Annotated in this window: 20 protein-coding genes, 1 tRNA gene and 1 pseudogene; 5 read left to right on the top strand and 17 right to left on the bottom strand. The window is 62.5% G+C overall.

Going from position 1 to position 19,284, the window contains the following annotated elements; genetic code table 11:
- Positions 1 to 275: 275 nt before the first annotated feature.
- Entirely contained in the window at positions 276 to 1,055 is a 780-nt protein-coding gene (gene fpr / locus PSOLE_RS09885) for a ferredoxin-NADP reductase (protein WP_004423513.1), read from the bottom strand.
- 113 nt (positions 1,056 to 1,168) lie between these two features.
- Between fpr and PSOLE_RS09880 the strand changes: the two genes are divergently transcribed.
- A complete protein-coding gene (locus PSOLE_RS09880) occupies positions 1,169 to 2,095 on the top strand; it encodes a LysR family transcriptional regulator (RefSeq protein WP_074859960.1) in 927 nt (308 codons plus the stop codon).
- Positions 2,096 to 2,098: 3 nt separating this feature from the next.
- Here PSOLE_RS09880 and PSOLE_RS09875 read toward each other — a convergent pair whose 3' ends face one another.
- Positions 2,099 to 2,464: a diacylglycerol kinase gene (locus tag PSOLE_RS09875; protein ID WP_074859962.1), complete on the bottom strand. Its 366-nt coding sequence runs from the start codon at positions 2,462 to 2,464 to the stop codon at positions 2,099 to 2,101.
- A 133-nt stretch (positions 2,465 to 2,597) separates the two neighbouring features.
- Positions 2,598 to 3,245: a response regulator transcription factor ErdR gene (gene erdR, locus PSOLE_RS09870; RefSeq protein ID WP_074859964.1), complete on the bottom strand. Its 648-nt coding sequence runs from the start codon at positions 3,243 to 3,245 to the stop codon at positions 2,598 to 2,600.
- A 204-nt stretch (positions 3,246 to 3,449) separates the two neighbouring features.
- Between erdR and PSOLE_RS09865 the strand changes: the two genes are divergently transcribed.
- A complete protein-coding gene (locus PSOLE_RS09865) occupies positions 3,450 to 4,376 on the top strand; it encodes a DMT family transporter (protein WP_074859966.1) in 927 nt (308 codons plus the stop codon).
- Here PSOLE_RS09865 and PSOLE_RS09860 read toward each other — a convergent pair.
- A complete protein-coding gene (locus PSOLE_RS09860) occupies positions 4,336 to 5,058 on the bottom strand; it encodes a tRNA-uridine aminocarboxypropyltransferase (protein WP_074859968.1) in 723 nt (240 codons plus the stop codon). The genes PSOLE_RS09865 and PSOLE_RS09860 overlap by 41 nt on opposite strands.
- 163 nt (positions 5,059 to 5,221) lie before the next feature.
- Between PSOLE_RS09860 and PSOLE_RS09855 the strand changes: the two genes are divergently transcribed.
- Complete coding sequence (locus PSOLE_RS09855) at positions 5,222 to 5,623, top strand: quorum-sensing-regulated virulence factor family protein (protein ID WP_074859971.1); 402 nt, start codon at positions 5,222 to 5,224, stop codon at positions 5,621 to 5,623.
- A 13-nt stretch (positions 5,624 to 5,636) separates the two neighbouring features.
- Here the strand turns inward: PSOLE_RS09855 and PSOLE_RS24640 are convergent.
- Positions 5,637 to 5,830, bottom strand: a pseudogene (locus PSOLE_RS24640) (hypothetical protein).
- 37 nt (positions 5,831 to 5,867) lie between these two features.
- The gene (locus PSOLE_RS09845; RefSeq protein WP_074859972.1) at positions 5,868 to 8,270 is read right to left on the bottom strand and encodes a phosphoketolase family protein; all 2,403 of its coding nucleotides are present in this window, start codon (positions 8,268 to 8,270) and stop codon (positions 5,868 to 5,870) included.
- 125 nt (positions 8,271 to 8,395) lie between these two features.
- Here PSOLE_RS09845 and PSOLE_RS09840 point away from each other — a divergent pair, with 125 nt between their 5' ends.
- Together PSOLE_RS09840 and PSOLE_RS09835 are read left to right on the top strand one after the other, a co-directional pair.
- Complete coding sequence (locus PSOLE_RS09840) at positions 8,396 to 9,799, top strand: MBL fold metallo-hydrolase RNA specificity domain-containing protein (RefSeq protein ID WP_074859974.1); 1,404 nt, start codon at positions 8,396 to 8,398, stop codon at positions 9,797 to 9,799.
- Between the two features lie 133 nt (positions 9,800 to 9,932).
- Entirely contained in the window at positions 9,933 to 11,006 is a 1,074-nt protein-coding gene (locus PSOLE_RS09835; RefSeq protein WP_074859975.1) for an LOG family protein, read from the top strand.
- 127 nt (positions 11,007 to 11,133) lie between these two features.
- Here the strand turns inward: PSOLE_RS09835 and nadA are convergent, their stop codons facing one another.
- From nadA to ybgC, 11 genes are all read right to left on the bottom strand, one after another.
- Positions 11,134 to 12,192 (bottom strand): quinolinate synthase NadA, encoded by a 1,059-nt coding sequence (gene nadA, locus PSOLE_RS09830; RefSeq protein ID WP_074860280.1) that lies wholly within the window; start codon positions 12,190 to 12,192, stop codon positions 11,134 to 11,136.
- Between the two features lie 137 nt (positions 12,193 to 12,329).
- Positions 12,330 to 12,405, bottom strand: a tRNA-Lys gene (locus PSOLE_RS09825).
- A gap of 58 nt (positions 12,406 to 12,463) precedes the next feature.
- The gene (gene queC, locus PSOLE_RS09820; RefSeq protein WP_074860282.1) at positions 12,464 to 13,138 is read right to left on the bottom strand and encodes a 7-cyano-7-deazaguanine synthase QueC; all 675 of its coding nucleotides are present in this window, start codon (positions 13,136 to 13,138) and stop codon (positions 12,464 to 12,466) included.
- Positions 13,139 to 13,140: 2 nt separating this feature from the next.
- Complete coding sequence (queE, locus tag PSOLE_RS09815) at positions 13,141 to 13,788, bottom strand: 7-carboxy-7-deazaguanine synthase QueE (protein ID WP_074860321.1); 648 nt, start codon at positions 13,786 to 13,788, stop codon at positions 13,141 to 13,143.
- 216 nt (positions 13,789 to 14,004) lie between these two features.
- Positions 14,005 to 14,817 (bottom strand): tol-pal system protein YbgF, encoded by an 813-nt coding sequence (gene ybgF, locus PSOLE_RS09810; RefSeq protein WP_074860284.1) that lies wholly within the window; start codon positions 14,815 to 14,817, stop codon positions 14,005 to 14,007.
- Positions 14,818 to 14,823: 6 nt separating this feature from the next.
- Positions 14,824 to 15,321: a peptidoglycan-associated lipoprotein Pal gene (pal, locus tag PSOLE_RS09805; protein WP_074860286.1), complete on the bottom strand. Its 498-nt coding sequence runs from the start codon at positions 15,319 to 15,321 to the stop codon at positions 14,824 to 14,826.
- 54 nt (positions 15,322 to 15,375) lie between these two features.
- Positions 15,376 to 16,674: a Tol-Pal system beta propeller repeat protein TolB gene (gene tolB, locus PSOLE_RS09800; RefSeq protein ID WP_074860287.1), complete on the bottom strand. Its 1,299-nt coding sequence runs from the start codon at positions 16,672 to 16,674 to the stop codon at positions 15,376 to 15,378.
- Between the two features lie 5 nt (positions 16,675 to 16,679).
- Complete coding sequence (tolA, locus tag PSOLE_RS09795; RefSeq protein ID WP_088339313.1) at positions 16,680 to 17,627, bottom strand: cell envelope integrity protein TolA; 948 nt, start codon at positions 17,625 to 17,627, stop codon at positions 16,680 to 16,682.
- A complete protein-coding gene (tolR, locus tag PSOLE_RS09790) occupies positions 17,627 to 18,079 on the bottom strand; it encodes a protein TolR (RefSeq protein WP_074860291.1) in 453 nt (150 codons plus the stop codon). Before tolR ends, tolA begins: the two co-directional genes overlap by 1 nt.
- A gap of 27 nt (positions 18,080 to 18,106) precedes the next feature.
- Positions 18,107 to 18,799: a protein TolQ gene (tolQ, locus tag PSOLE_RS09785; RefSeq protein WP_004423476.1), complete on the bottom strand. Its 693-nt coding sequence runs from the start codon at positions 18,797 to 18,799 to the stop codon at positions 18,107 to 18,109.
- A gap of 2 nt (positions 18,800 to 18,801) precedes the next feature.
- Positions 18,802 to 19,254: a tol-pal system-associated acyl-CoA thioesterase gene (gene ybgC / locus PSOLE_RS09780; RefSeq protein WP_074860293.1), complete on the bottom strand. Its 453-nt coding sequence runs from the start codon at positions 19,252 to 19,254 to the stop codon at positions 18,802 to 18,804.
- Between the last annotated feature and the right edge of the window lie 30 nt (positions 19,255 to 19,284).

Here is a 19,284-nt window from a genome sequence, read left to right as displayed (position 1 = left end):
TCCCCGGATTGCATCCGTATATGGGCTACGAGAGCGGGCTACGGGCTACGAGAGCGCCATGAACGACAAAGCCGCCCATCGGGCTAATGCTGATCAGATAAGTTCGTCACCACCCCCTCCTACTTGCAGTAGAGGGGCGTTTTTCGTAGGAGCCAGCTTGCTGGCGATGCTTTTTATGGCGGATCGCCGGCAAGCCGGCTCCTACAAAGATCGAGTGCAACGGCTTAACTGACTGGCATTACCCATCGGGCGGCTTTGTCGTTGAACGGTGGCGCTTATTTTTCCACGAAGGCGCGCTCGATCAGGTAGTCCCCCGGCTCACGCATGCGCGGGGAGATCTTCAGACCGAAGCTGTCAAGCACTGCGCTGGTCTCGTCGAGCATGCTCGGGCTACCGCAGATCATGGCGCGGTCGTCCTGCGGATTGATCGGCGGCAGGCCGATGTCGGCGAACAGCTTGCCGCTGCGCATCAGGTCGGTCAGGCGGCCCTGGTTCTCGAACGGCTCACGGGTCACGGTGGGGTAGTAGATCAGCTTCTCTTTCAGCGCATCGCCAAAGAACTCGTTGCGCGGCAGGTGCTCGGTGATGAACTCGCGATAGGCCACTTCGTTCACATAACGCACGCCGTGAACCAGAATCACCTTCTCGAAACGCTCGTAGGTTTCCGGGTCCTGAATCACGCTCATGAACGGCGCCAGGCCGGTACCAGTGGACAGCAGATAGAGGTGCTTGCCCGGATTGAGGTCATCGAGCACCAGGGTGCCGGTGGGCTTCTTGCTGATGATGATCTCGTCGCCTTCCTTGAGGTGCTGCAGCTGCGAGGTCAGCGGGCCGTCCGGCACCTTGATGCTGAAGAACTCCAGATGCTCTTCCCAGTTCGGGCTGGCGATGGAATAGGCGCGCATCAGCGGGCGACCGTTTTCCTGCTGCAGGCCGATCATCACGAACTGGCCATTCTCGAAGCGCAGGCCCGGATCACGGGTGCACTTGAAGCTGAACAGCGTATCGTTCCAGTGGTGGACGCTGAGCACACGCTCGACGTTCATATTGCTCATGATGATTTCCTCGAAAAACGACAGCGCCAAAGGCGCGATTGCGCGGGATTCTATTCGCGGCAACAATATCTGTTAAGTGGATTATCAAGATATAGGTTATCGGTTATATCGATATGCGATTTACCCTCAGACAACTTCAGGTATTCGTCGCCGTGGCGCAGCATGAGAGCGTTTCCCGCGCCGCGCAATCGCTCGCATTGTCGCAGTCGGCGACCAGCACTTCGCTGACCGAACTGGAACGGCAATCCGATTGCCAGCTGTTCGATCGCGCGGGCAAACGCCTGGCGCTCAACGCCCTGGGCCGGCAGTTGCTGCCCGAGGCCGTGGCACTGATCGATCAGGCCCGCGAGATCGAGCGCCTGCTCGGCGGCAAGAGCGGCTATGGCTCACTGAACGTCGGCGCCACCCTGACCGTGGGCAACTACCTGGCCACCCTGCTGATCGGCAGCTTCATGCAGCGCCATCCCGAATGCCGGGTGAAGCTGCAGGTGCACAACACCGCCCATGTGGTGCAACAGATCGCCCATTACGAGCTGGACCTGGGGTTGATCGAGGGCGACTGCCAGCACCCGGACATCGAGGTGCAGCCCTGGGTCGAGGACGAACTGGTGGTGTTCTGTGCGCCGCAGCACCCACTGGCCGGGCGTGGCAGCGCCAGCCTGGAAGAACTGACGCACGAAGCCTGGATTCTGCGTGAACAGGGCTCGGGCACGCGGCTGACCTTCGACCAGGCCATGCGCCATCACCCGCGCAACCTCAACATCCGCCTGGAGCTGGAACACACCGAGGCGATCAAGCGTGCGGTGGAATCCGGCCTGGGCATCGGCTGCATCTCGCGTCTGGCGCTGCGCGACGCCTTCCGCCGGGGCAGCCTGATGCCGGTGGAAACCCCGCAACTGGATCTGCGCCGGCAGTTCTACTTCATCTGGCACAAGCAGAAGTACCGCACGGCAGCGATGCGCGAGTTTCTCGAGCAATGTCGCGCGCTGACCGCAGGCGTCAGCCGTAGCGACCAGATCGTCCTGCCGCCAATCGTCTGAGCCTCACCCCAGCAGAATGATCGCCCAGACCGAGGCGATCATGCCCAGCGCCAGCAATTGCGCAGCGCTGCCCATGTCCTTGGCATTTTTCGACAGCGGATGGCGCTCGAGGGAAATGCGGTCGATGGCGGCCTCGATGGCCGAGTTGAGCAGTTCGACGATCAGCGCCAGCAGACAAACCGCGACCATCAAGGCCCGCTCGGCGCGACTGACCTCGAACACAAAAGCCGAGGGGATCAGCAGCAGATTGAGCAGCACCAGTTGACGAAACGCCGCCTCGCCGAGAAATGCGGCGCGCAAGCCATCGAGCGAATAGCCCGCTGCATTGAGGATGCGTTTCAGGCCCGTCTGGCCCTTGAATTCGGACATGCGCCCTACCCCTGCGAAAGAGGCGTGCAGCTTACTGCATCCGCCGTCGGAGAGCCTATACAGGAGAGGACAAGCTGAGTCCGATCATGCAGCTGCGCTTGCGTAGACCCTGGCGCAGCAGGGTTACGTCTGGCTAAGCGGGGATCGATTCCATCTGCTGCAACAGCAACGCCGCCTGAGTGCGAGTGCGCACGCCCAGCTTACGGAAGATCGCCGTCACATGCGCCTTGACGGTGGCTTCGGATACGCCCAGCTCGTAGGCGATCTGCTTGTTCAGCAACCCTTCGCAGACCATGGTCAGCACCCGGAACTGCTGTGGCGTGAGGCTCGCCAGGCCGGCACTCGCGGCCTTGGCCTCATCGGAAACCGGCGCGCCTTCTTCAGCCAGTGCGGGCCACCAGGTATCACCATCGAGCACATGGCGCACGGCCTGCTGCAGGGTTTCCAATGGGCTGGATTTGGGAATGAAACCGCTGGCGCCGAACTCGCGGGAGCGGTTGACCACGGAAGCCTCTTCCTGGGCGGAGATCATCACCACGGGGATCTGCGGGTACTGCCCGCGCAATAGCACCAGCCCGGAAAAACCATAGGCACCCGGCATATTGAGATCGAGCAGAACCAGATCCCAGTCACTCTTGGCGGCCAGATGGCCCTCGAGTTCGGCAATGCTGGCAGCCTCGACCAGATGCACCTGCGGCCCCAGCCCCAGGGTCAGTGCTTGCTGCAGCGCGCTGCGAAACAGTGGGTGATCGTCGGCAATCAGGATTTCGTAGGCGGCCATGGGCAGATCCTGTTGTTGTTATGAATGGCACGGAGGTGAGTATGGCAGTGCTTTTCGCCTGAAGATCCGTTCAAGGCTGCACATCCAGCAGCACAGACTCACCCACTCGAACCGACGGCGGCGCTCAGCATGCCGAGCTGTGACGGGGTGGTCAAGCGCAATGCTTTGCGGCAGGATGCGCAGCTTTACTGCCGAGATCCCCGAATGCGAAGCCAAGCCCTGCGCGCTGACCTGTTGATGCTGATCACCGCGATGATCTGGGGCAGTGCCTTCGTCGCCCAGCGCCTGGGCATGGATAACATCGGCCCCTTCCTTTATACCGGCCTGCGCTTTGCCCTCGCCTGCGTGGTGCTGCTGCCCGTACTGGCCCTGCTGCAACGTCGCCAGCAGCATCGCCCCGCCCCACTGAATCGCAACCTGCTGGTCGGCGGGGTGATCATGGGCCTGGCCCTGGCGCTGGGAATCAACCTGCAGCAGGTCGGCCTGCTGTTCACCACGGTGACCAACTCCGGCTTCATCACCGGCCTGTACGTGATCGTGGTGCCGCTTCTCGGCCTGCTGATCGGCCAGCGCAGCAGCGCCGGCATCTGGCTGGGCGCCAGTCTGGCGGTGGTCGGCATGTTCCTGCTCAGCGTCGGCGAAGGCTTTACCGTGGCCTCTGGCGACTGGCTGCAACTGGCCGGCGCCTTCGTCTGGGGCGTGCATGTGTTGCTGGTGGGTTTCTTCGCCAGCCGTCACGACCCGCTGCGTCTGGCCTTCATCCAGTTCGCCACCTGCGCGCTGATCAGCCTGCTGCTGGCGCTGCTGTTCGAGACCGCGACACTGAACGGCATCATTGCCGCCGGCCCGGCCATCCTCTACGGCGGCCTGTTCGGCGTGGCGGTGGGCTTCACCCTGCAGGTGGTGGCGCAGCAGCATGCCATCGCCTCGCACGCGGCGATCATCCTCTCGCTTGAGGCCGTATTCGCCGCCATCGCCGGCGCCCTGCTGCTGAGCGAAGTGCTGGCACCGCGCGGCTATCTGGGTTGTGCGCTGATGTTCGGCGGCATGCTGCTGGCGCAGCTGTGGCCCAAGCCACTGCCGAGTGAACTCAGCGGTACGTCTGCAAACGCTGGTGCAGAGCGTCGTTGAGATCCAGCGGCAAACGCCGTTTGGCCGCCAGGTAGTGCTGGCTGAACACATCGAGATAATCGTCCAGCGCCTCGCCGGCACGCAGGTCGCCCGCCAGCTCCAGGCACATGGCGGCCACCTCGGCCGTGCACAGGTGCTCACCACGGGTAGAGCGGCGCAGGCGATAGCGCGATAGTTGCGCCGGCGTCAGACTCAGCACCGGCAGCGCGTCCAGATAGGGGCTCTTGCGAAACATCTTGCGCGCCTCGGTCCAGGTGGCATCGAGCAGCACGAACAGCGGCCGCTTGCCGGGCGCCAATGTCACCTCCTCGACCACGCGCGACGGCGCCACGTACTCACCGGGAAAGACCAGATAGGGCTGCCACTGTGGATCGGCCAACAGCTCCAGCAGCGCCGGCTCGACAGCGGTTCGTGCCCAGCCGAAGGCATGGGTCTCGGGTACCACATCAGCGATCAGCCAGCCGGTATTGCTCGGCTTCAGCGCCTCGATGTCGTGCATCACCAGGCACATGCCGGCATTGGCCCGGACCTGCGGACGCCAGGCGCACAGACAATGCGTCGGCTGCACGCGGCAGTGCGGGCAGCGCTCGGCGCGTGAACCACGGGCGACGAAAGGCTTGATACTGCGCGCCAGGCGCTCTGCGCGCAGGCGGGCGACGGCATGTGGGGCTGGATCAGTCATGGAAGGCGCAACGGCGATTGGGCGCGCGATTCTAACACCTCGCCCGCACCGCTGGCGGGCCAGAACCAGTAGACTGCAACCGTCACAGGCCAATGGCCAGCGCCGCGAACATTCACGACCGTGGTCTGTCCAAGGCTGTCCACGCCTTCAGGAGTTACATCACATGCTGCGTTACATCCTTCCTGCCCTCGCACTCAGCCTGATGCTTGCCAACGCCCAGGCCGCCTCGCTGAAGGAAATGGAGCTGACTCGCACTCTGGAGCAGGTCGCCCGGCAAAGCAGCGAAGGCACGCCGCGGGCGATCAACGAGGACATTCTTGATCAGGGCTATACCGTGGAAGGTCACACGCTAATTAACCATCTCAGCGTGCGCGAAGCGCATGCCGCGCAGATGCGCGGCAACCCCGATACGGTGCGCAGCCAACTGGCGGCCAGCGTCTGCCGCAATCCGGGTTATCGCAGCCTGCTGGCGCAGGGCGCGCAACTGCGTTATCAGTTCAGCGAGTACCGCAGCAACCGTCCGGTTACCGTCGAAACCTTCGACAAGGGTGATTGCGGCCTGTAAGTACTGGCCAGGCTCAGCCTCGCTGCGCCCGGCGCTGGGCGTCATCGGCGCGTAACTCGGCGAGCAGGACCCCCATGTAGCGTGAGCGTCGCCCCCCCCTTCGAGGCGACGCACGCACGCCTCCTGCAGACTCAACTGGTTGATCCGTGCCGCCTCCTGCAGCATGCGATAGAGGTTGGTGTCGAGTTCTACAATCAGCCTGGGCATACCTGCCCCTCCCTTGCAATTGCCCCAACCCGGTGATTCAGCGCAGGATGTTGGGATCTCCCGTGCCGGCCAGCGCGGCCCGTTCCTCGGCCGTCAGCCAGGCATCGACCGTTATGCCCAGCACCTCGGCGACACTCTGCAACACATGCGCCCAGGTACAGCCGTTGGCGAACAGCATGCCGGCTTCGTCGAAGGTGCCGCCGCGGTTGCGATAACCCAGTGCCCGACAGAACGCGCCCTCGCCCAGCACCGTGGACAAATGCCCCCGTGCCACCTCCGGGCGCATATGGCTGAGCAATACGCGCCGCCGGTACGCAGCGGGGAACAACGCTTCATGTTCTGCAGGCGTAGCCAGCGCCGGTGCTTCCCAGGTATCACGCGGCGCCCGAAAACGTCCTGGCTCCTGCAAGTAAATCAGACGCCAGGCCACCGCATGCTGACTCAGACGAACAGCAGCACGGCGCATCGCGTGTAACTGGTAACTGCCGCTGGCAATCAGCAGCACCGGCTCGCCCTCGCCCTCGGCAGCCACCAGCAAGGCGCCATCACGGGCCAGTTGTTGTGCTTGCGCGGCCGTGAAGCTGCAGGGCTGCTCGCGCTTGGCCACCACCAGGCAAGCCAACCTGCCGCGCGCCTGATAGATGCCTGGCAGCAGCGCCAGCAGCGAATTGTGGTCGGCCGGCAGCAGCACGCGCACGACATCGTGCATCTCGCCCAGCAGCGCTTCACAGAAGGTGGTGTCCTGGTGCGATTGCTGGTTCTTGCCGTTCTCCCAGGTGTGCGAAGTCGCCACCAGCGGCCAACCCAGCCAGCCAGCCGGGCGCCCGACCTCTTTCTGCTGGCGGGCGAAGATCAGGCTCTGACGCACCGCGCCGAGCATCTTCACGCAGAACGCCTCGTAACTGGCCACCAGGTTCAGACCGCCCTGGTTGGCCAGGCAGGCGGAAACCACGGCCTCCTCGTTGAGCGCCGTGATCACCGCGCCATGCACTGATTCCAGCTCGCTTTCCGGCTGGCTGACACGGTGCTTGAGCGCCTTCAGCACGCCACCCAGGCGGTTGCTGGCAAGTTCGTCCGGGTTGCCAACACGGGCGCGTAACTGCGGATTGGCCCGTACCAGATCGACAAAGTAGCGATCCAGCGCGCTCATGGGCGAACAGGCAGCATCGTGAAAATGCAGTGCTGGCTGTACCGGCTGCGCGGGTTGCCGACGGGCCAGTGGATTGTCTCGTTCAGGCTCACGCCCCTTGCCGGCAGCGAACAGGCTGCAGGCCTCAGCCAATGCCTGCGGCCGCACCCACAACGCCGCAGCATGCTGGTTGAACAGCTCGCGCGCCTGCGCGTCGAGAGCCGGGCTGGCCGGTAGCGGCAGGTTGTGCGCGGCATTGCTGCCAGCGCCATAGAAGCCATAGCCCTTGGTGGTTTCGGCAATGCCGTAGGGCATGGGCAGGGGATAGTCGATCAGTTCGCGATTGCGCTCATCAACCCGATGCGCCAGGCGCTGCTCCATTTCCCACAGCGCACAGACGAAGGCTGCCGGGTCACGCCCATCGAAGCTCAGCGGATCGAAACCACAGCCGCGCAGGTGCCGGCGAAAGCCCTCCAGCCCCTCCAGCGTGCCGAGTTCGGTACGCTGCTCGATACGCCGACCGTTGGCGATCATCACCGGCAGCGCCACACCACAATCCTCGGCACGCCACCAGCGCGGCATCCAGTCACTACCGCGCTGCTCCTCGGCAGCACCGTCGGAGAGGAAGGCCACCAGTTTTTCGCCCGGCAATGGCAGATGCGCGTACTGCAACTCGGCAAAGCCCAGGTAACCGCCTTCGGCGATACCGCCAGCGGTATGCGGATTGACATGGCTGCCCAGCGGCACGCCAGGGCTGCCGTCCGCTGCCTGCGCATAGCTGTAGAAGTCTGCCACCAGGCGGCTCATGCCCGTTTCATCACAGGCATAGCGCTTAGCCTGCTCGGGATGCTGGTTGCCGGTCAGCAGGTTCAGCGCCTCGATGGCTGCCACGCAATGCCCCTGCCCCATCAGCCAGCCACGCGTCTCACCGGTCAGCGCGTTGAGGGCCAGGTAACCGGCGTAGGCCGGCACCATATTCAGCGCGCCACCGGTGTGGCCTTCCGGCACCGGCTTGAAGTCATCGGCCTGCAGCGGCTGACCATCGAGCCGAACACGCCGGGCATAGGTCATGTGCACCACCAGCCAGAGGCCGGCTGCGGTCAGCGCATCCAGCGCGCGAAACTGGCGGTAGACGCTTGGCAGATCGGGCTGCAAACCGCTTTGCACCAGCTGATGGGCCAGACGAAAGACCGCAGCGCTGGTCTGCGGGCTATGCTGAACAGGTCCGTGGCCCGCCTGCCAGTGGGCGAAGTCGGGGTATTGCTGGGCGTGTTGAGCCAGAGTCGCGGCATCGGGCAAAAGCTGAGGCATGGGTCATCTCCTGAAAATTCACTTGCAGTTTAGGCACCCGGAGCCCTACATCTAGTGACCTGCATCAAACCACGCGACGCTTCAAACCGGCAGACTCGCCACATCATCACAACAAGGACAGAACCATGGCCCTGCTTACTTTTCTCGGTGCAATCCAACAAGTTACCGGCTCCTGCTACCTGGTGGAGAGTCGCGACGGCGCCAAGGTCCTGCTCGAGTGCGGCATGCACCAGGGGCGCCGCCAGGAGGAGGATCAGAACCGCAGCGCCTTCCCCTTCGACCCGCGGGAGCTGGATGCGGTGGTGATCTCCCATGCCCACCTCGATCACAGCGGGCTGCTGCCACGCCTGGTCGCCGAGGGTTATCGCGGCCCGATCCACGCCACCGAGGCCAGCAGCGAACTGCTCGAACTGATGCTGTTGGATTCGGCCTTCCTGCAGGAGAAGGATGCCGAGTGGGAGAACCGCTGGCGTGCACGCCAGGGCAAGCCGGCGATCACGCCGCTCTACACCATCGCCCATGCCGAGCAGGCGCTCAGCCAGCGCCGCGCGCATGCCTACGGCACAACGATAGAGGTGGCCAAGGGCGTGCAGGTCACCTTCCACAATGCCGGCCACATTCTCGGCTCAGCCATCGTCGAAATGCAGGTGCAGGATCACCACCTGCAGCGTCATCTGGTGTTCTCCGGCGACCTGGGCAATACCTGCTCGCCACTGATGCAGGCGCCGACCCAACTGAACAAGGCCGACGTACTGCTGATGGAGTCGACCTACGGCGACCGTGATCATCGCCCCAGTGACGAAACCCTGGAGGAGCTGGCCGACATTCTGCAGCAGGCGCACAAGGAAGGCGGCAACGTGCTGATCCCCTCCTTCGCCGTCGGCCGCACCCAGGACCTTATCTATTACCTAGGCCGCTTCTATCAGGAAGGCCGCCTGCCACAGCAGGCCGTGTTCCTCGACAGTCCCATGGCCATCCGCGCCAACGCCATCTACAGCCGCTTCCATGATCAGTTCGCCGCCGAAGACCGCGCTGCACTGGCTGCCAAGGGTGTCACCCGGGTAGAGGACTGGCTACCGATCCTGCGCTGCACGCCAACGGCGGAAGAGTCCATGGCGATCAACCGGATCAAGAGCGGCGCGATCATCATCGCCGGTGCCGGCATGTGCAATGGCGGGCGTATCGTTCATCACTTCAAGCACAACCTCTGGCGCGAGAACTGCCATCTGGTCTTCCCCGGCTTCCAGGCCAAGGGCACGCTGGGTCGTTTGATCGTCGATGGTGCGGAAACGGTCAAGGTGCTGCACCAGCGCATTGCGGTGAAAGCCAGGGTGCACACGCTGGGCGGTTTTTCTGCGCACGCCGGTCAGTCGCAGCTGATCGACTGGGCGAGCCAGTTCGAGCACCACCCCGAGCTGTACCTGGTGCACGGCGAGCTGGAGAAGATGCAGGCCCTGCAAGCCGCCCTGCGCGAACGCCTGAACTGGATCGCCAACATTCCCGAACCCGGTGAGCAGATCGCCCTGTAACCGGCGCTTACGAAAAGCAGGCAGCGAAACGGCAACCAGGCTGTGGCAAGCGTCATGAAACGCCATAATCACGGAACCGGTACGGGCGCGAGCCGCATCAACCTCTCGCCCGGCTCAGAACAGGAGAGCCTTCATGCCTTACGAAGCGGACGACTATCTGTCGCGCCACGTGCAAACCAGCGAAGTCGACCTGACCCGCAAGGTCGACGAACTGGTGGCACTGGCAGCCCCCGGCAACAGCCCGAACCTGCAGCTGTACCGGGAAATGCTCAGTACCGTGATCCATATGGCCCAGGCGGACCGCAACCGCTGGGACGCCAAGATCATGCTGCAGACCCTGCGCGAGATGGAAAATGCCTTCGGTGTACTGGAACAGCTCAAGCGCCGGCGCAAGGTCACCGTATTTGGCTCGGCCCGCACGCCAACCGATCATCCGCTGTACCTGCAGGCTCGTGAACTGGGCGCACGGTTGGCGCAACGTGACCTAATGGTCATCACCGGCGCAGGCGGCGGCATCATGGCCGCCGCCCATGAAGGCGCCGGCGTGGACAACAGCCTGGGGTTCAACATCATCCTGCCCTTCGAACAAACGGCCAACGCGACGATGCGCGGCAGCAACCACCTGCTGTCATTCCATTTCTTCTTCCTGCGCAAGCTGTTCTTCGTCAAGGAGGCCGATGGCCTGGTGCTGTGCCCCGGCGGTTTCGGCACCCTCGACGAAGCGCTGGAAGTGCTGACCCTGATCCAGACCGGCAAGAGCCCACTGGTGCCCGTGGTACTGCTCGATCAACCGGGTGGCAGCTACTGGAAGGACGCCCTGGGTTTCATGCGCCGCCAGCTTGAAGACAATGGCTACATCCTGCCCAGCGATCTGAACCTGATGCACCTGGTGTACAGCGCCGAAGAAGCGGTGGATGAAATCGTCCACTTCTATCGCAACTTCCACTCCAGCCGCTGGCTCAAGGATCGCTTCGTGATTCGCCTCAATCATCCGCTCAACGAGGCGGCTCTAGTCATGCTGGACAGCGACTTCGCCAGCCTGTGCAAGGAAGGTGGCTTTACCCAGCAACCCTACTGCGAGCAGGAGCGCGACGAACCGGAACTGTGCCACCTGACCCGTCTGGCCTTTGCCTTCAACGGTCGTGAATATGGCCGCCTGCGCGCGCTGCTCAATGTGGTTAACGAGCCGGCGAATTGGGCAAGCTGAGCTGACGAAGTTGCCGTAGCCTGGATGCAATCCGGGGGTATTGGCCTCTCACCATTCCCGGATTACATCCGGGCTATGTAAAGCAAGAAGCCCAGCATTGGCTGGGCTTCCTTTTACTGCATGCCTATCAGGCGTTGCCGGCGACCTTCATCCGCGCTGCCTGGGTGAAATCGAGCATGCGCTTGAGCGGCTTGATCGCCTTGGGAATCAGCGCCGGGTCGACATGAATCTCACCGGAGCCCTGACGCAGGCCGGTCAGCACACGTTCCAGGGTGTTCATCGCCATCCACGGGCAGTGCGCGCAGCTGCGGCAGGCCGCGCCGTTGCCGGCCGTCGGCGCCTCGATGAAGGTCTTGTCCGGGCACAGCTGCTGCATCTTGTAGAAGATGCCGCGGTCGGTGGCGACGATGAAAGTGGAATTCGGCAGGGTCTGCGCCGCCTTGATCAGCTGGCTGGTGGAGCCCACCGCGTCGGCCAGCTCGACCACGTTCTGCGGCGATTCCGGGTGCACCAGAATGGCGGCGTCGGGGTACAGCGCCTTCATGTCCAGCAGCTGCTTGGACTTGAATTCCTCGTGGACGATGCAGGCGCCGTCCCACAGCAGCATGTCGGCACCGGTCTCACGCTGGATGTAGTTACCCAGGTGCTTGTCCGGCGCCCAGATGATGGTCTCGCCGTTGTCCATCAGGCTCTCGACAATCTCCAGCGCGCAGCTGGAGGTCACCACCCAGTCGGCACGCGCCTTCACCGCCGCCGACGTATTGGCATACACCACCACGGTACGCTCGGGGTGCTGATCGCAAAAGGCCGAGAATTCGTCCACCGGGCAACCCAGATCCAGCGAGCAGGTCGCCTCCAGCGTCGGCATCAGCACGCGCTTTTCCGGGTTGAGGATCTTCGCCGTCTCGCCCATGAACTTGACCCCGGCCACCACCACGGTCTGCGCCGGGTGCTGATTGCCGAAACGGGCCATTTCCAGGGAGTCGGAAACGCAGCCACCGGTTTCCTCGGCCAGGGCCTGGATGACCGGATCGCAGTAATAGTGCGCCACCAGCACCGCGTTCTGCTTCTTCAGCTCGGCGGCGATTTCGCGGCGATAAAAAGATTCTTCCTCGGCGGTCAGCGGCTTGGGCTGCTTGGCGTCGAGGTGGGCCTGAACCAGAAGGCGTTCGGAAATCTGCGTCATGTCGTCGAACCTGGGGCGCTCTTGAGCGAGCTGCGAGTATACCCCCTGCCTGCCCATCGCCACAGGCGGGGCAGCATCGGCCAGAGGGCTTTTCCGAGAGCAAAAAAAAGCCAGTCTCACGACTGGCTTTTGCGATCTGGTGGGTCGTGTAGGATTCGAACCTACGACCAATTGGTTAAAAGCCAACTGCTCTACCAACTGAGCTAACGACCCAACGCGAGGCGCATGATACTGATTTAATTCAGGAAATCAACACTTCGCGAAAACTTTTTCAGAAGTAGCGAGTGGCGTCGGGTACACCAGCGGCGACGAAACCGGCAGCGCGCAGGCGGCAGCTGTCGCACTTGCCACAGGCGCGGCCGTCATCGTCGGCCTGGTAGCAGGAGACGGTCAGCGCATAGTCCACGCCCAGACGCATACCGGCCTGGATGATCTCGCCCTTGCTCATCTGCTGCAGCGGCGCACGGATGGCAAAGCCCTGCCCCTCCACACCAGCCTTGGTGGCCAGGTTGGCCATGCGCTCGAAAGCCGCGACGAACTCCGGGCGGCAATCGGGATAGCCCGAGTAGTCCACCGCATTGACGCCGATGAAGATATCGCGCGCCCCCAGCACCTCAGCCCAGCCCAGCGCCAGGGACAGGAACACCGTGTTGCGCGCCGGCACGTAGGTCACCGGGATGCCTTCGCCCGGTGTTTCCGGAACCGCGATGCTGCTGTCGGTGAGCGCGGAACCACCGATGCCGTTGAGGTTCAGGCCGATCACCTTGTGCTCGACCACACCCAGTTGCCGCGCCACCCGCTCGGCTGCCTGCAACTCGGCACGATGGCGCTGGCCATAGTCGAAACTCATGCTGTAACAGGCGTACCCCTCGGCCTTGGCCATGGCGATGACCGTGGCCGAGTCCAGGCCACCGGAAAGGAGGATGACCGCTTTCTTGTCGTTCATGTTCAGTGTCCCGGCTCGTCGTTCCAGAGAATCTTGTGCAACTGCAATTGCAGGCGTACGGGCAGGTTGTCGGCCACGATCCAGTCTGCCAGCGCACGTGCATCGACCTGTTTGTGGCTGGGCGAGAACAGCACTTCGCCGGCTCGAGCAGCCAGGTCATATTCGATCAATTTGGATACTGCCCAGTCGTAGTCTTCACGCGAACAGATGACGAACTTGACCTGATCGTTGCGTGTCAGCCACTGGACGTTCTCGTAACGATTGCGCTGCACTTCAGCAGATCCAGGCGTCTTCAGATCGAGCACCTTGCTGACCCGGGCATCGACCGCTGAGACGTCGAGTGCCCCACTGGTCTCCAGCGACACCTCGTAGCCGGCATCACACAGACGCGCAAGCAAGGCAATGCAGTTGGGTTGAGCCAGCGGCTCGCCGCCAGTGACGCAGACGTAGCGCGGCCGATAGGCGGCCACCTGGTCGAGGATACTGTCCAGCGTGACGATCTCGCCGCCACTGAAGGCGTAGGCGGTATCACAGTACTGACAGCGCAGGGGGCAGCCGGTAAGGCGCACGAATACCGTCGGCAAGCCGGCAGTACGCGTCTCCCCCTGCAACGAATGGAAAATCTCGGTAATACGCAGAGTTTCTTGCATGGTAGCCACGAGCGTGATGACGAAACAGGCCATCCGCTTCCGTTGCGTTGAAAGACAGGAACGCCGGCAGTGGCCGACATTCGACAGGGCATGGCGACAAGGACATCAGCCGAGCTGAAACCCCGCCTCGCATGCGAGCGCGCATTCTAATGGATCACGCGAGGCCAGATAAGAAAAACCCGCGACTGGCGCGGGTTTGTTTATCGAATCTCGAACCTACAGTCGCTGCAGATCACGCTGCGCCAGCTGCGCTGCTGAGCTGCCCGGGTACTGCGCAATCACCTGCTGCAGAATGCCACGGGCCTTGTCGTTGTGACCCAGGCGACGTTCGACATCGGCCAGCTTGAACAGCGAATCCGGCACCTTGGCGTGACTCGGGTAGGCCTGGCTGACCTTGGCAAAGGCTTGAGCGGCTGCTTGCAGATCACCCTTGGCCAGATTCACTTCGCCCAGCCAATACTGCGCGTTACCCGCGTACTGGCTGTTGGGATAACGATTGAGAAAGGCGCTGAACGCCTGCGACGCCTTGTCGAAGTCCTTGGCCTTGATCAGGTCGAAGGCAGCGTCGTAATAGAGTTTTTCCTTGGCCGGATCACCCGGCTCGGCGCTGGCCTGCTGTTGTGCGGCAGGTGGCGTCGGGGTGCCACTGGCGTTGATCGCGCCAGTGGCTGAATTCTGTGCGGGAGCTCCACCGGCAGCGGCGCCGGAAGAAATGCGTTGGTCCAGATCCTGGTAACGCTCCAGACCTTCCTGCTTGAGGCGCTGAATTTCATTCTGCTGCTCTTCGACCATGCCACGCAGCTGGGCAATTTCCTGCTGCATCTGCTCGAGCTGGATGAACAGCATACCCTGTGCAGAAGCGGGCGCTTGCGAACCCGCTCCGACAGAGGCGCCGGCCGTACCATAACCCGCCGGTGGAAAGCTGCTGCCCTGTTGCATGGAGCTGCTTTCCAGTACGGGAACTTCCGCCATCACCGCGAACGGCAAGGCGAGCGTCAGAAGGGTCAGGATACGGCGGCAATCACGCATAGCAGCTTACTTACGCAGCTCTACGCGACGGTTCTGAGCCCAGGACTGCTCGTCGCTGCCAGTGGCAACCGGACGCTCTTTGCCGTAGGAAACGACTTCCAGCTGAGCCGGGGAGACGCCCTGCAGAACCAGGTAACGCTGCACGGCCTTGGCACGACGCTCGCCCAGAGCCATGTTGTACTCACGGGTACCGCGCTCGTCAGTGTGGCCTTCCAGAACGACGCGAGCGCCGTTGCCTTTCAGGTCCTTGGCGTGTACGTCCAGAGCGCGCATGGCTTCGGCTTTCAGGTCGGAGCTGTCGTAATCGAAGTAGAAAGTGGTGATAGCGCGCAGAGCCGCTTCTTCGCTCAGGCTGCCATCGACAGCGCCAGTGTTGGCACCGTAGCCAGCGTTCGGGTCAACTGCGCCTTCGCCAGCAGCGTCGCCGCCTTTGGAGGAGCAACCTACGGCAACGGCGAGAGCCAGGGACAGTGCAGCGAACTTACCGAATTTCAGCATTTCCATCATGTAACTCCTAATGAACCCCAGTTGTGTTAAGCAAAAAGGTGTAGCACCGCATCAGTTCAGGTAAGGGGACCAAGAAGGCTCTCGAACTTCGCCTTGAGCGGTAGGAAGAGGGAGCCTCACGCGTCCATTGATGGACGCCAACATCAAGACTCCCCGGCCCTGCTGGCGGGTGGCGTAGATTACCATGGTGCCATTGGGCGCAACAGTGGGCGACTCATCCAAACTTGTGTCTGAAAGTATGCGCAAACGGTTGGTTTCCAGGTCCTGGGCAGCCACCCTGAACACGGTGAAGCCATCCTGACGATGAATCATCACCAGGGTCTTTTCATCAGCCGACAATTTTGGGTTGGCGTTGTAGTTACCGACAAAGGTCACTCGCTCCACTGCCCCGCTATTGATGTTGGTCTTGTAGATCTGCGGACGACCCGCACGATCCGAGGTGAAGTAAAGGGTCTGACCATCCTTACCCCAGAAGGGTTCGGTATCGATGGCGTAATGGTTGGTGACGCGGCGCATCTGCCGGCTGCCCATGTCCATCACGTAGATTTCCGGATTGCCGTCCTTGGACAGCACGAAGGCTAGGCGATTGCCATCCGGCGACCAGGCAGGCGCGCCGTTGAGGCCCTCGAAATTGGTGATCTGCTCGCGGCGGCCGGTATCGATGTGCTGCACGAAGATGCGCGGACGACGCTGCTCGAACGAAACATAGGCAATACGACGGCCATCCGGGGCGAAGGACGGCGACAGGATCGGCTCGCGCGACTGCAGCAACGTCACCGCGCGGGCACCGTCATAGTCGGAGCGCTGCAGGGTGTAACGGGTGTTGTTGGCACCCATGCGCTCGGCCGTGACGTACAGCAGACGCGTGGAGAACGCGCCCTTGACGCCGGTGAGCTTCTCGAACGACTGGTCGGCGATATGGTGTGCCATATCGCGCAACTGATCGGTACCGCCACCGACATTGCCGGTCATGATCTGCTGCTCGGTGTTGACGTTGAACAGCGCGTACTGCACCTGCAGCCGGCCTCCATTGGGCACGATGTTGCCGACCAGCAGGTACTGGGCGCCGAGGGCTTTCCAGTCGCGGTAGATGACCTCGCTGGCCTGGGTCGGCAGACTGATCATGTTCTGCCGAGGGATCGGCTCGAAGTAGCCGGAGTTGCGCAGGTCATTACCGATGATCTGCGACATGTCTTCGGGCAATACCGAACCGCCCTGCCAGCCAAAGGGCACGACGGCGATGGGCGTGGCGCGGTCGGCGCCCTGGGAGATCACCAGCGGATCGGCCGCCTGGACGCTACCGACCAGCATGACCAGCCCCAACAGGGCGATACGAATCAGGTTGTTCACAGCGCTCAATCCTCCGGTTTGAAAATAACGCGACGCTGCCTGTACCGACTGTCGAAGGTAGCGCGATCCAATTGTTGCATCTCGGGAATACGCCCGACGTTACGTACAGCTGCCACGGCCGAACTATCGAACGGCGCATCGCCACTGGAGCGCGATACGCTGGCGTTGGTGATGGTGCCATCGGGCAACATCTGGATCACCAGCTCGACACTCATGCCACGACGGGCCGACATCGGCCGCTGCCAATTCTCGGTGATCAGCTTGATGATCAGATTATCGAGGTTGCCGGCCACCTGATCACCATGGGTTTCGGCCAGCGCCTGCTGGTTCTGCACATTGTCCGACAGCAGTTCGGCCAGGGCTGCGGCCTTCTGATCCTCGGCGGCCTTGCGTCGTGCATCTTCAGCCTTGCGTTTGGCATCCTCGGCCGCTTTCTTTTTCGCGGCTTCGGCGGCTGCCTTTTTCTTCGCCTCTTCTGCAGCGGCCTTTTTCTTGGCCTCTTCAGCGGCTTTTTTCTTCGCCTCTTCCTCAGCGCGCTTCTTGGCGATATCGGCCTGGCGCTTCTGCTCGGCGGCCTTCTCGGCCTCGGCCTTCTTCGCTGCTTCAGCCTTGGCAGCTTCGGCTTTGGCCTGCTCAGCCTGTTTTTGTTCCTCGGCACGTTTGGCGGCTGCGACCTTCTGCTCCTCGGCCTTCTTCTGCTCCAGCCTTTCGGCCTCGAACTGCGGCGCGGAGGTTTTCTGTGCTTCGCCGGCGACCTTTTGCGTGGTCTGTGTAGTGGCCTGACTCTGCGACTGCAACTGGTACAGCGTAGCCTGAACCACCGGGCGCGCCGGTGGCAGCTCCGGGGTGAAGGCGACACTGACGAACAGCATGGCAAAGATGAGTACGTGCAGACCCACTGCCCAGACTACAGGCCAGAAGTAGCTTTCCGACTGCGTGCGCTCGTGCTGCATCAAGGCGCCTCGGTTATCAGTCCGACATTGCCGACATCGGCCTGCTGCAAGCCTCCCATGGCCGCCATGACCGTGCCGTAATCAACCGACTTATCACCGCGCACGAACACCTGCACCTGCTTACCCTGACGGCGATTCTCACTGATGATGGCCGACACGGCCTGGGTCATCTGCTCGAGATTGACGGCACGTTCCTGCTCGGTATCGACATCGACCTCGCTGCCCATGTTCCAGTAGTAGGTCTTGTCGGCCTTGATCGAGATGGTCAGCACCAGGGCGTCGTTATCCTGCGGCAACACCTCGCTGCTGACTTTGGGCAAGTCGACCTTGACCCCCTGATTGAGCATCGGCGCGGTGACCATGAAGATGACCAGCAGCACCAGCATCACGTCGATGTAGGGCACCACGTTCATCTCGGCGACCGGCTTGCGTCTGTTGCGAATTCTCGCCATGGTAAAAACCTGTCCTCTTCGCTCGCCTTATTCTTCCGAGGTATGCACTTTGCGGTGCAGGATGGCCTGGAACTCGTCAGCGAAGGTGTAATAACGACCGATCAACATCTCGCCACGGGCAGAGAAGCGGTTGTAGGCGATGACTGCCGGAATCGCCGCGAACAGGCCGATGGCGGTCGCGATCAGCGCCTCGGCAATGCCCGGGGCAACGGTAGCCAGCGTGGCTTGCTGCACCTGGGACAGGCCCAGGAAGGAATTCATGATGCCCCATACGGTGCCGAACAGACCGATATACGGGCTGGTGGAACCGACGGTTGCCAGGAACGGCAGAGCGGTCTCCAATTTCTCCTCTTCTCGGGAGATGGCCACGCGCATGGCACGCGACACACCATCCATCACGGCATCCGGGTCAACGCCCGGCTGCTGACGCAGGCGCGAAAACTCCTTGAAGCCGGCGCGGAAAATCTGCTCCAGGCCAGAGTCCGGATCCGGGTTGCTGCCGGCCTGGCGATACAGTTTGGACAAGTCGATGCCGGACCAGAAACGGTCTTCGAAGTTGTCCAGCGCGCGCTTGGCGGCACGAATGGCGGTGCTGCGCTGGAAGATCATCACCCAAGATATGACGGACGCCGCCACCAGGGTGAGCATGACCAGCTGCACCACCAGGCTGGCATGACTGATCAGGCTCCAGACCGACATATTGTCTACGTTGGCTTCCACGCTTACTCTCCTGCTGCAATTGGACCCGGCGCCTGCGTCCCGGCGAACGCATGTCGCAGAGGCTCGGGAATGGCCCGGGGTTTCAAGTTGTCGGCGCGCACACAGGCCACCAGAAACTGCCCTTCGCAGAGCAGCACATCATCCGCAGCCCGCCTGACCTGTTGACGAAAGCGCAGGCTGGCACGGTTCAATGCGATTACATCGGCGCTGATCACCAGCTGGTCATCCAGACGTGCCGGCGCGTGATAACGCGCTTCGGCCGAATGCACGACGAACAACAGGCCCTCACCGGCAAGCGTCGACTGGGCATAACCCAGTTCACGCAGGCGCTCGGTGCGAGCCCGCTCCATGAATTTGAGGTAGTTGACGTAGTAGACGATGCCGCCCGCATCGGTATCTTCGTAATAGACCCGGCAATGGTGGCTGAACGGCTGGACTCCGTTTTGCGCGCACATACTCTAGTCCTCGGCCTGCGGCTTGCCAAT

Origin of the sequence: Pseudomonas oleovorans subsp. oleovorans (assembly GCF_002197815.1) — a bacterium.
Lineage (GTDB): Bacteria > Pseudomonadota > Gammaproteobacteria > Pseudomonadales > Pseudomonadaceae > Aquipseudomonas > Aquipseudomonas oleovorans.
This window is presented reverse-complemented; position numbering and strand designations above follow the sequence as displayed.

What these genes read in the sequence shown, in the direction of transcription:
- fpr (WP_004423513.1), bottom strand. Translation starts at nt 1,055, where the DNA reads ATGAGCAATATGAACGTCGAGCGTGTGCTCAGCGTCCACCACTGGAAC.
- PSOLE_RS09880 (WP_074859960.1), top strand. Translation starts at nt 1,169, where the DNA reads ATGCGATTTACCCTCAGACAACTTCAGGTATTCGTCGCCGTGGCGCAG.
- PSOLE_RS09875 (WP_074859962.1), bottom strand. Translation starts at nt 2,464, where the DNA reads ATGTCCGAATTCAAGGGCCAGACGGGCCTGAAACGCATCCTCAATGCA.
- erdR (WP_074859964.1), bottom strand. Translation starts at nt 3,245, where the DNA reads ATGGCCGCCTACGAAATCCTGATTGCCGACGATCACCCACTGTTTCGC.
- PSOLE_RS09865 (WP_074859966.1), top strand. Translation starts at nt 3,450, where the DNA reads ATGCGAAGCCAAGCCCTGCGCGCTGACCTGTTGATGCTGATCACCGCG.
- PSOLE_RS09860 (WP_074859968.1), bottom strand. Translation starts at nt 5,058, where the DNA reads ATGACTGATCCAGCCCCACATGCCGTCGCCCGCCTGCGCGCAGAGCGC.
- PSOLE_RS09855 (WP_074859971.1), top strand. Translation starts at nt 5,222, where the DNA reads ATGCTGCGTTACATCCTTCCTGCCCTCGCACTCAGCCTGATGCTTGCC.
- PSOLE_RS09845 (WP_074859972.1), bottom strand. Translation starts at nt 8,270, where the DNA reads ATGCCTCAGCTTTTGCCCGATGCCGCGACTCTGGCTCAACACGCCCAG.
- PSOLE_RS09840 (WP_074859974.1), top strand. Translation starts at nt 8,396, where the DNA reads ATGGCCCTGCTTACTTTTCTCGGTGCAATCCAACAAGTTACCGGCTCC.
- PSOLE_RS09835 (WP_074859975.1), top strand. Translation starts at nt 9,933, where the DNA reads ATGCCTTACGAAGCGGACGACTATCTGTCGCGCCACGTGCAAACCAGC.
- nadA (WP_074860280.1), bottom strand. Translation starts at nt 12,192, where the DNA reads ATGACGCAGATTTCCGAACGCCTTCTGGTTCAGGCCCACCTCGACGCC.
- queC (WP_074860282.1), bottom strand. Translation starts at nt 13,138, where the DNA reads ATGAACGACAAGAAAGCGGTCATCCTCCTTTCCGGTGGCCTGGACTCG.
- queE (WP_074860321.1), bottom strand. Translation starts at nt 13,788, where the DNA reads ATGCAAGAAACTCTGCGTATTACCGAGATTTTCCATTCGTTGCAGGGG.
- ybgF (WP_074860284.1), bottom strand. Translation starts at nt 14,817, where the DNA reads ATGCGTGATTGCCGCCGTATCCTGACCCTTCTGACGCTCGCCTTGCCG.
- pal (WP_074860286.1), bottom strand. Translation starts at nt 15,321, where the DNA reads ATGGAAATGCTGAAATTCGGTAAGTTCGCTGCACTGTCCCTGGCTCTC.
- tolA (WP_088339313.1), bottom strand. Translation starts at nt 17,627, where the DNA reads ATGCAGCACGAGCGCACGCAGTCGGAAAGCTACTTCTGGCCTGTAGTC.
- tolR (WP_074860291.1), bottom strand. Translation starts at nt 18,079, where the DNA reads ATGGCGAGAATTCGCAACAGACGCAAGCCGGTCGCCGAGATGAACGTG.
- ybgC (WP_074860293.1), bottom strand. Translation starts at nt 19,254, where the DNA reads ATGTGCGCGCAAAACGGAGTCCAGCCGTTCAGCCACCATTGCCGGGTC.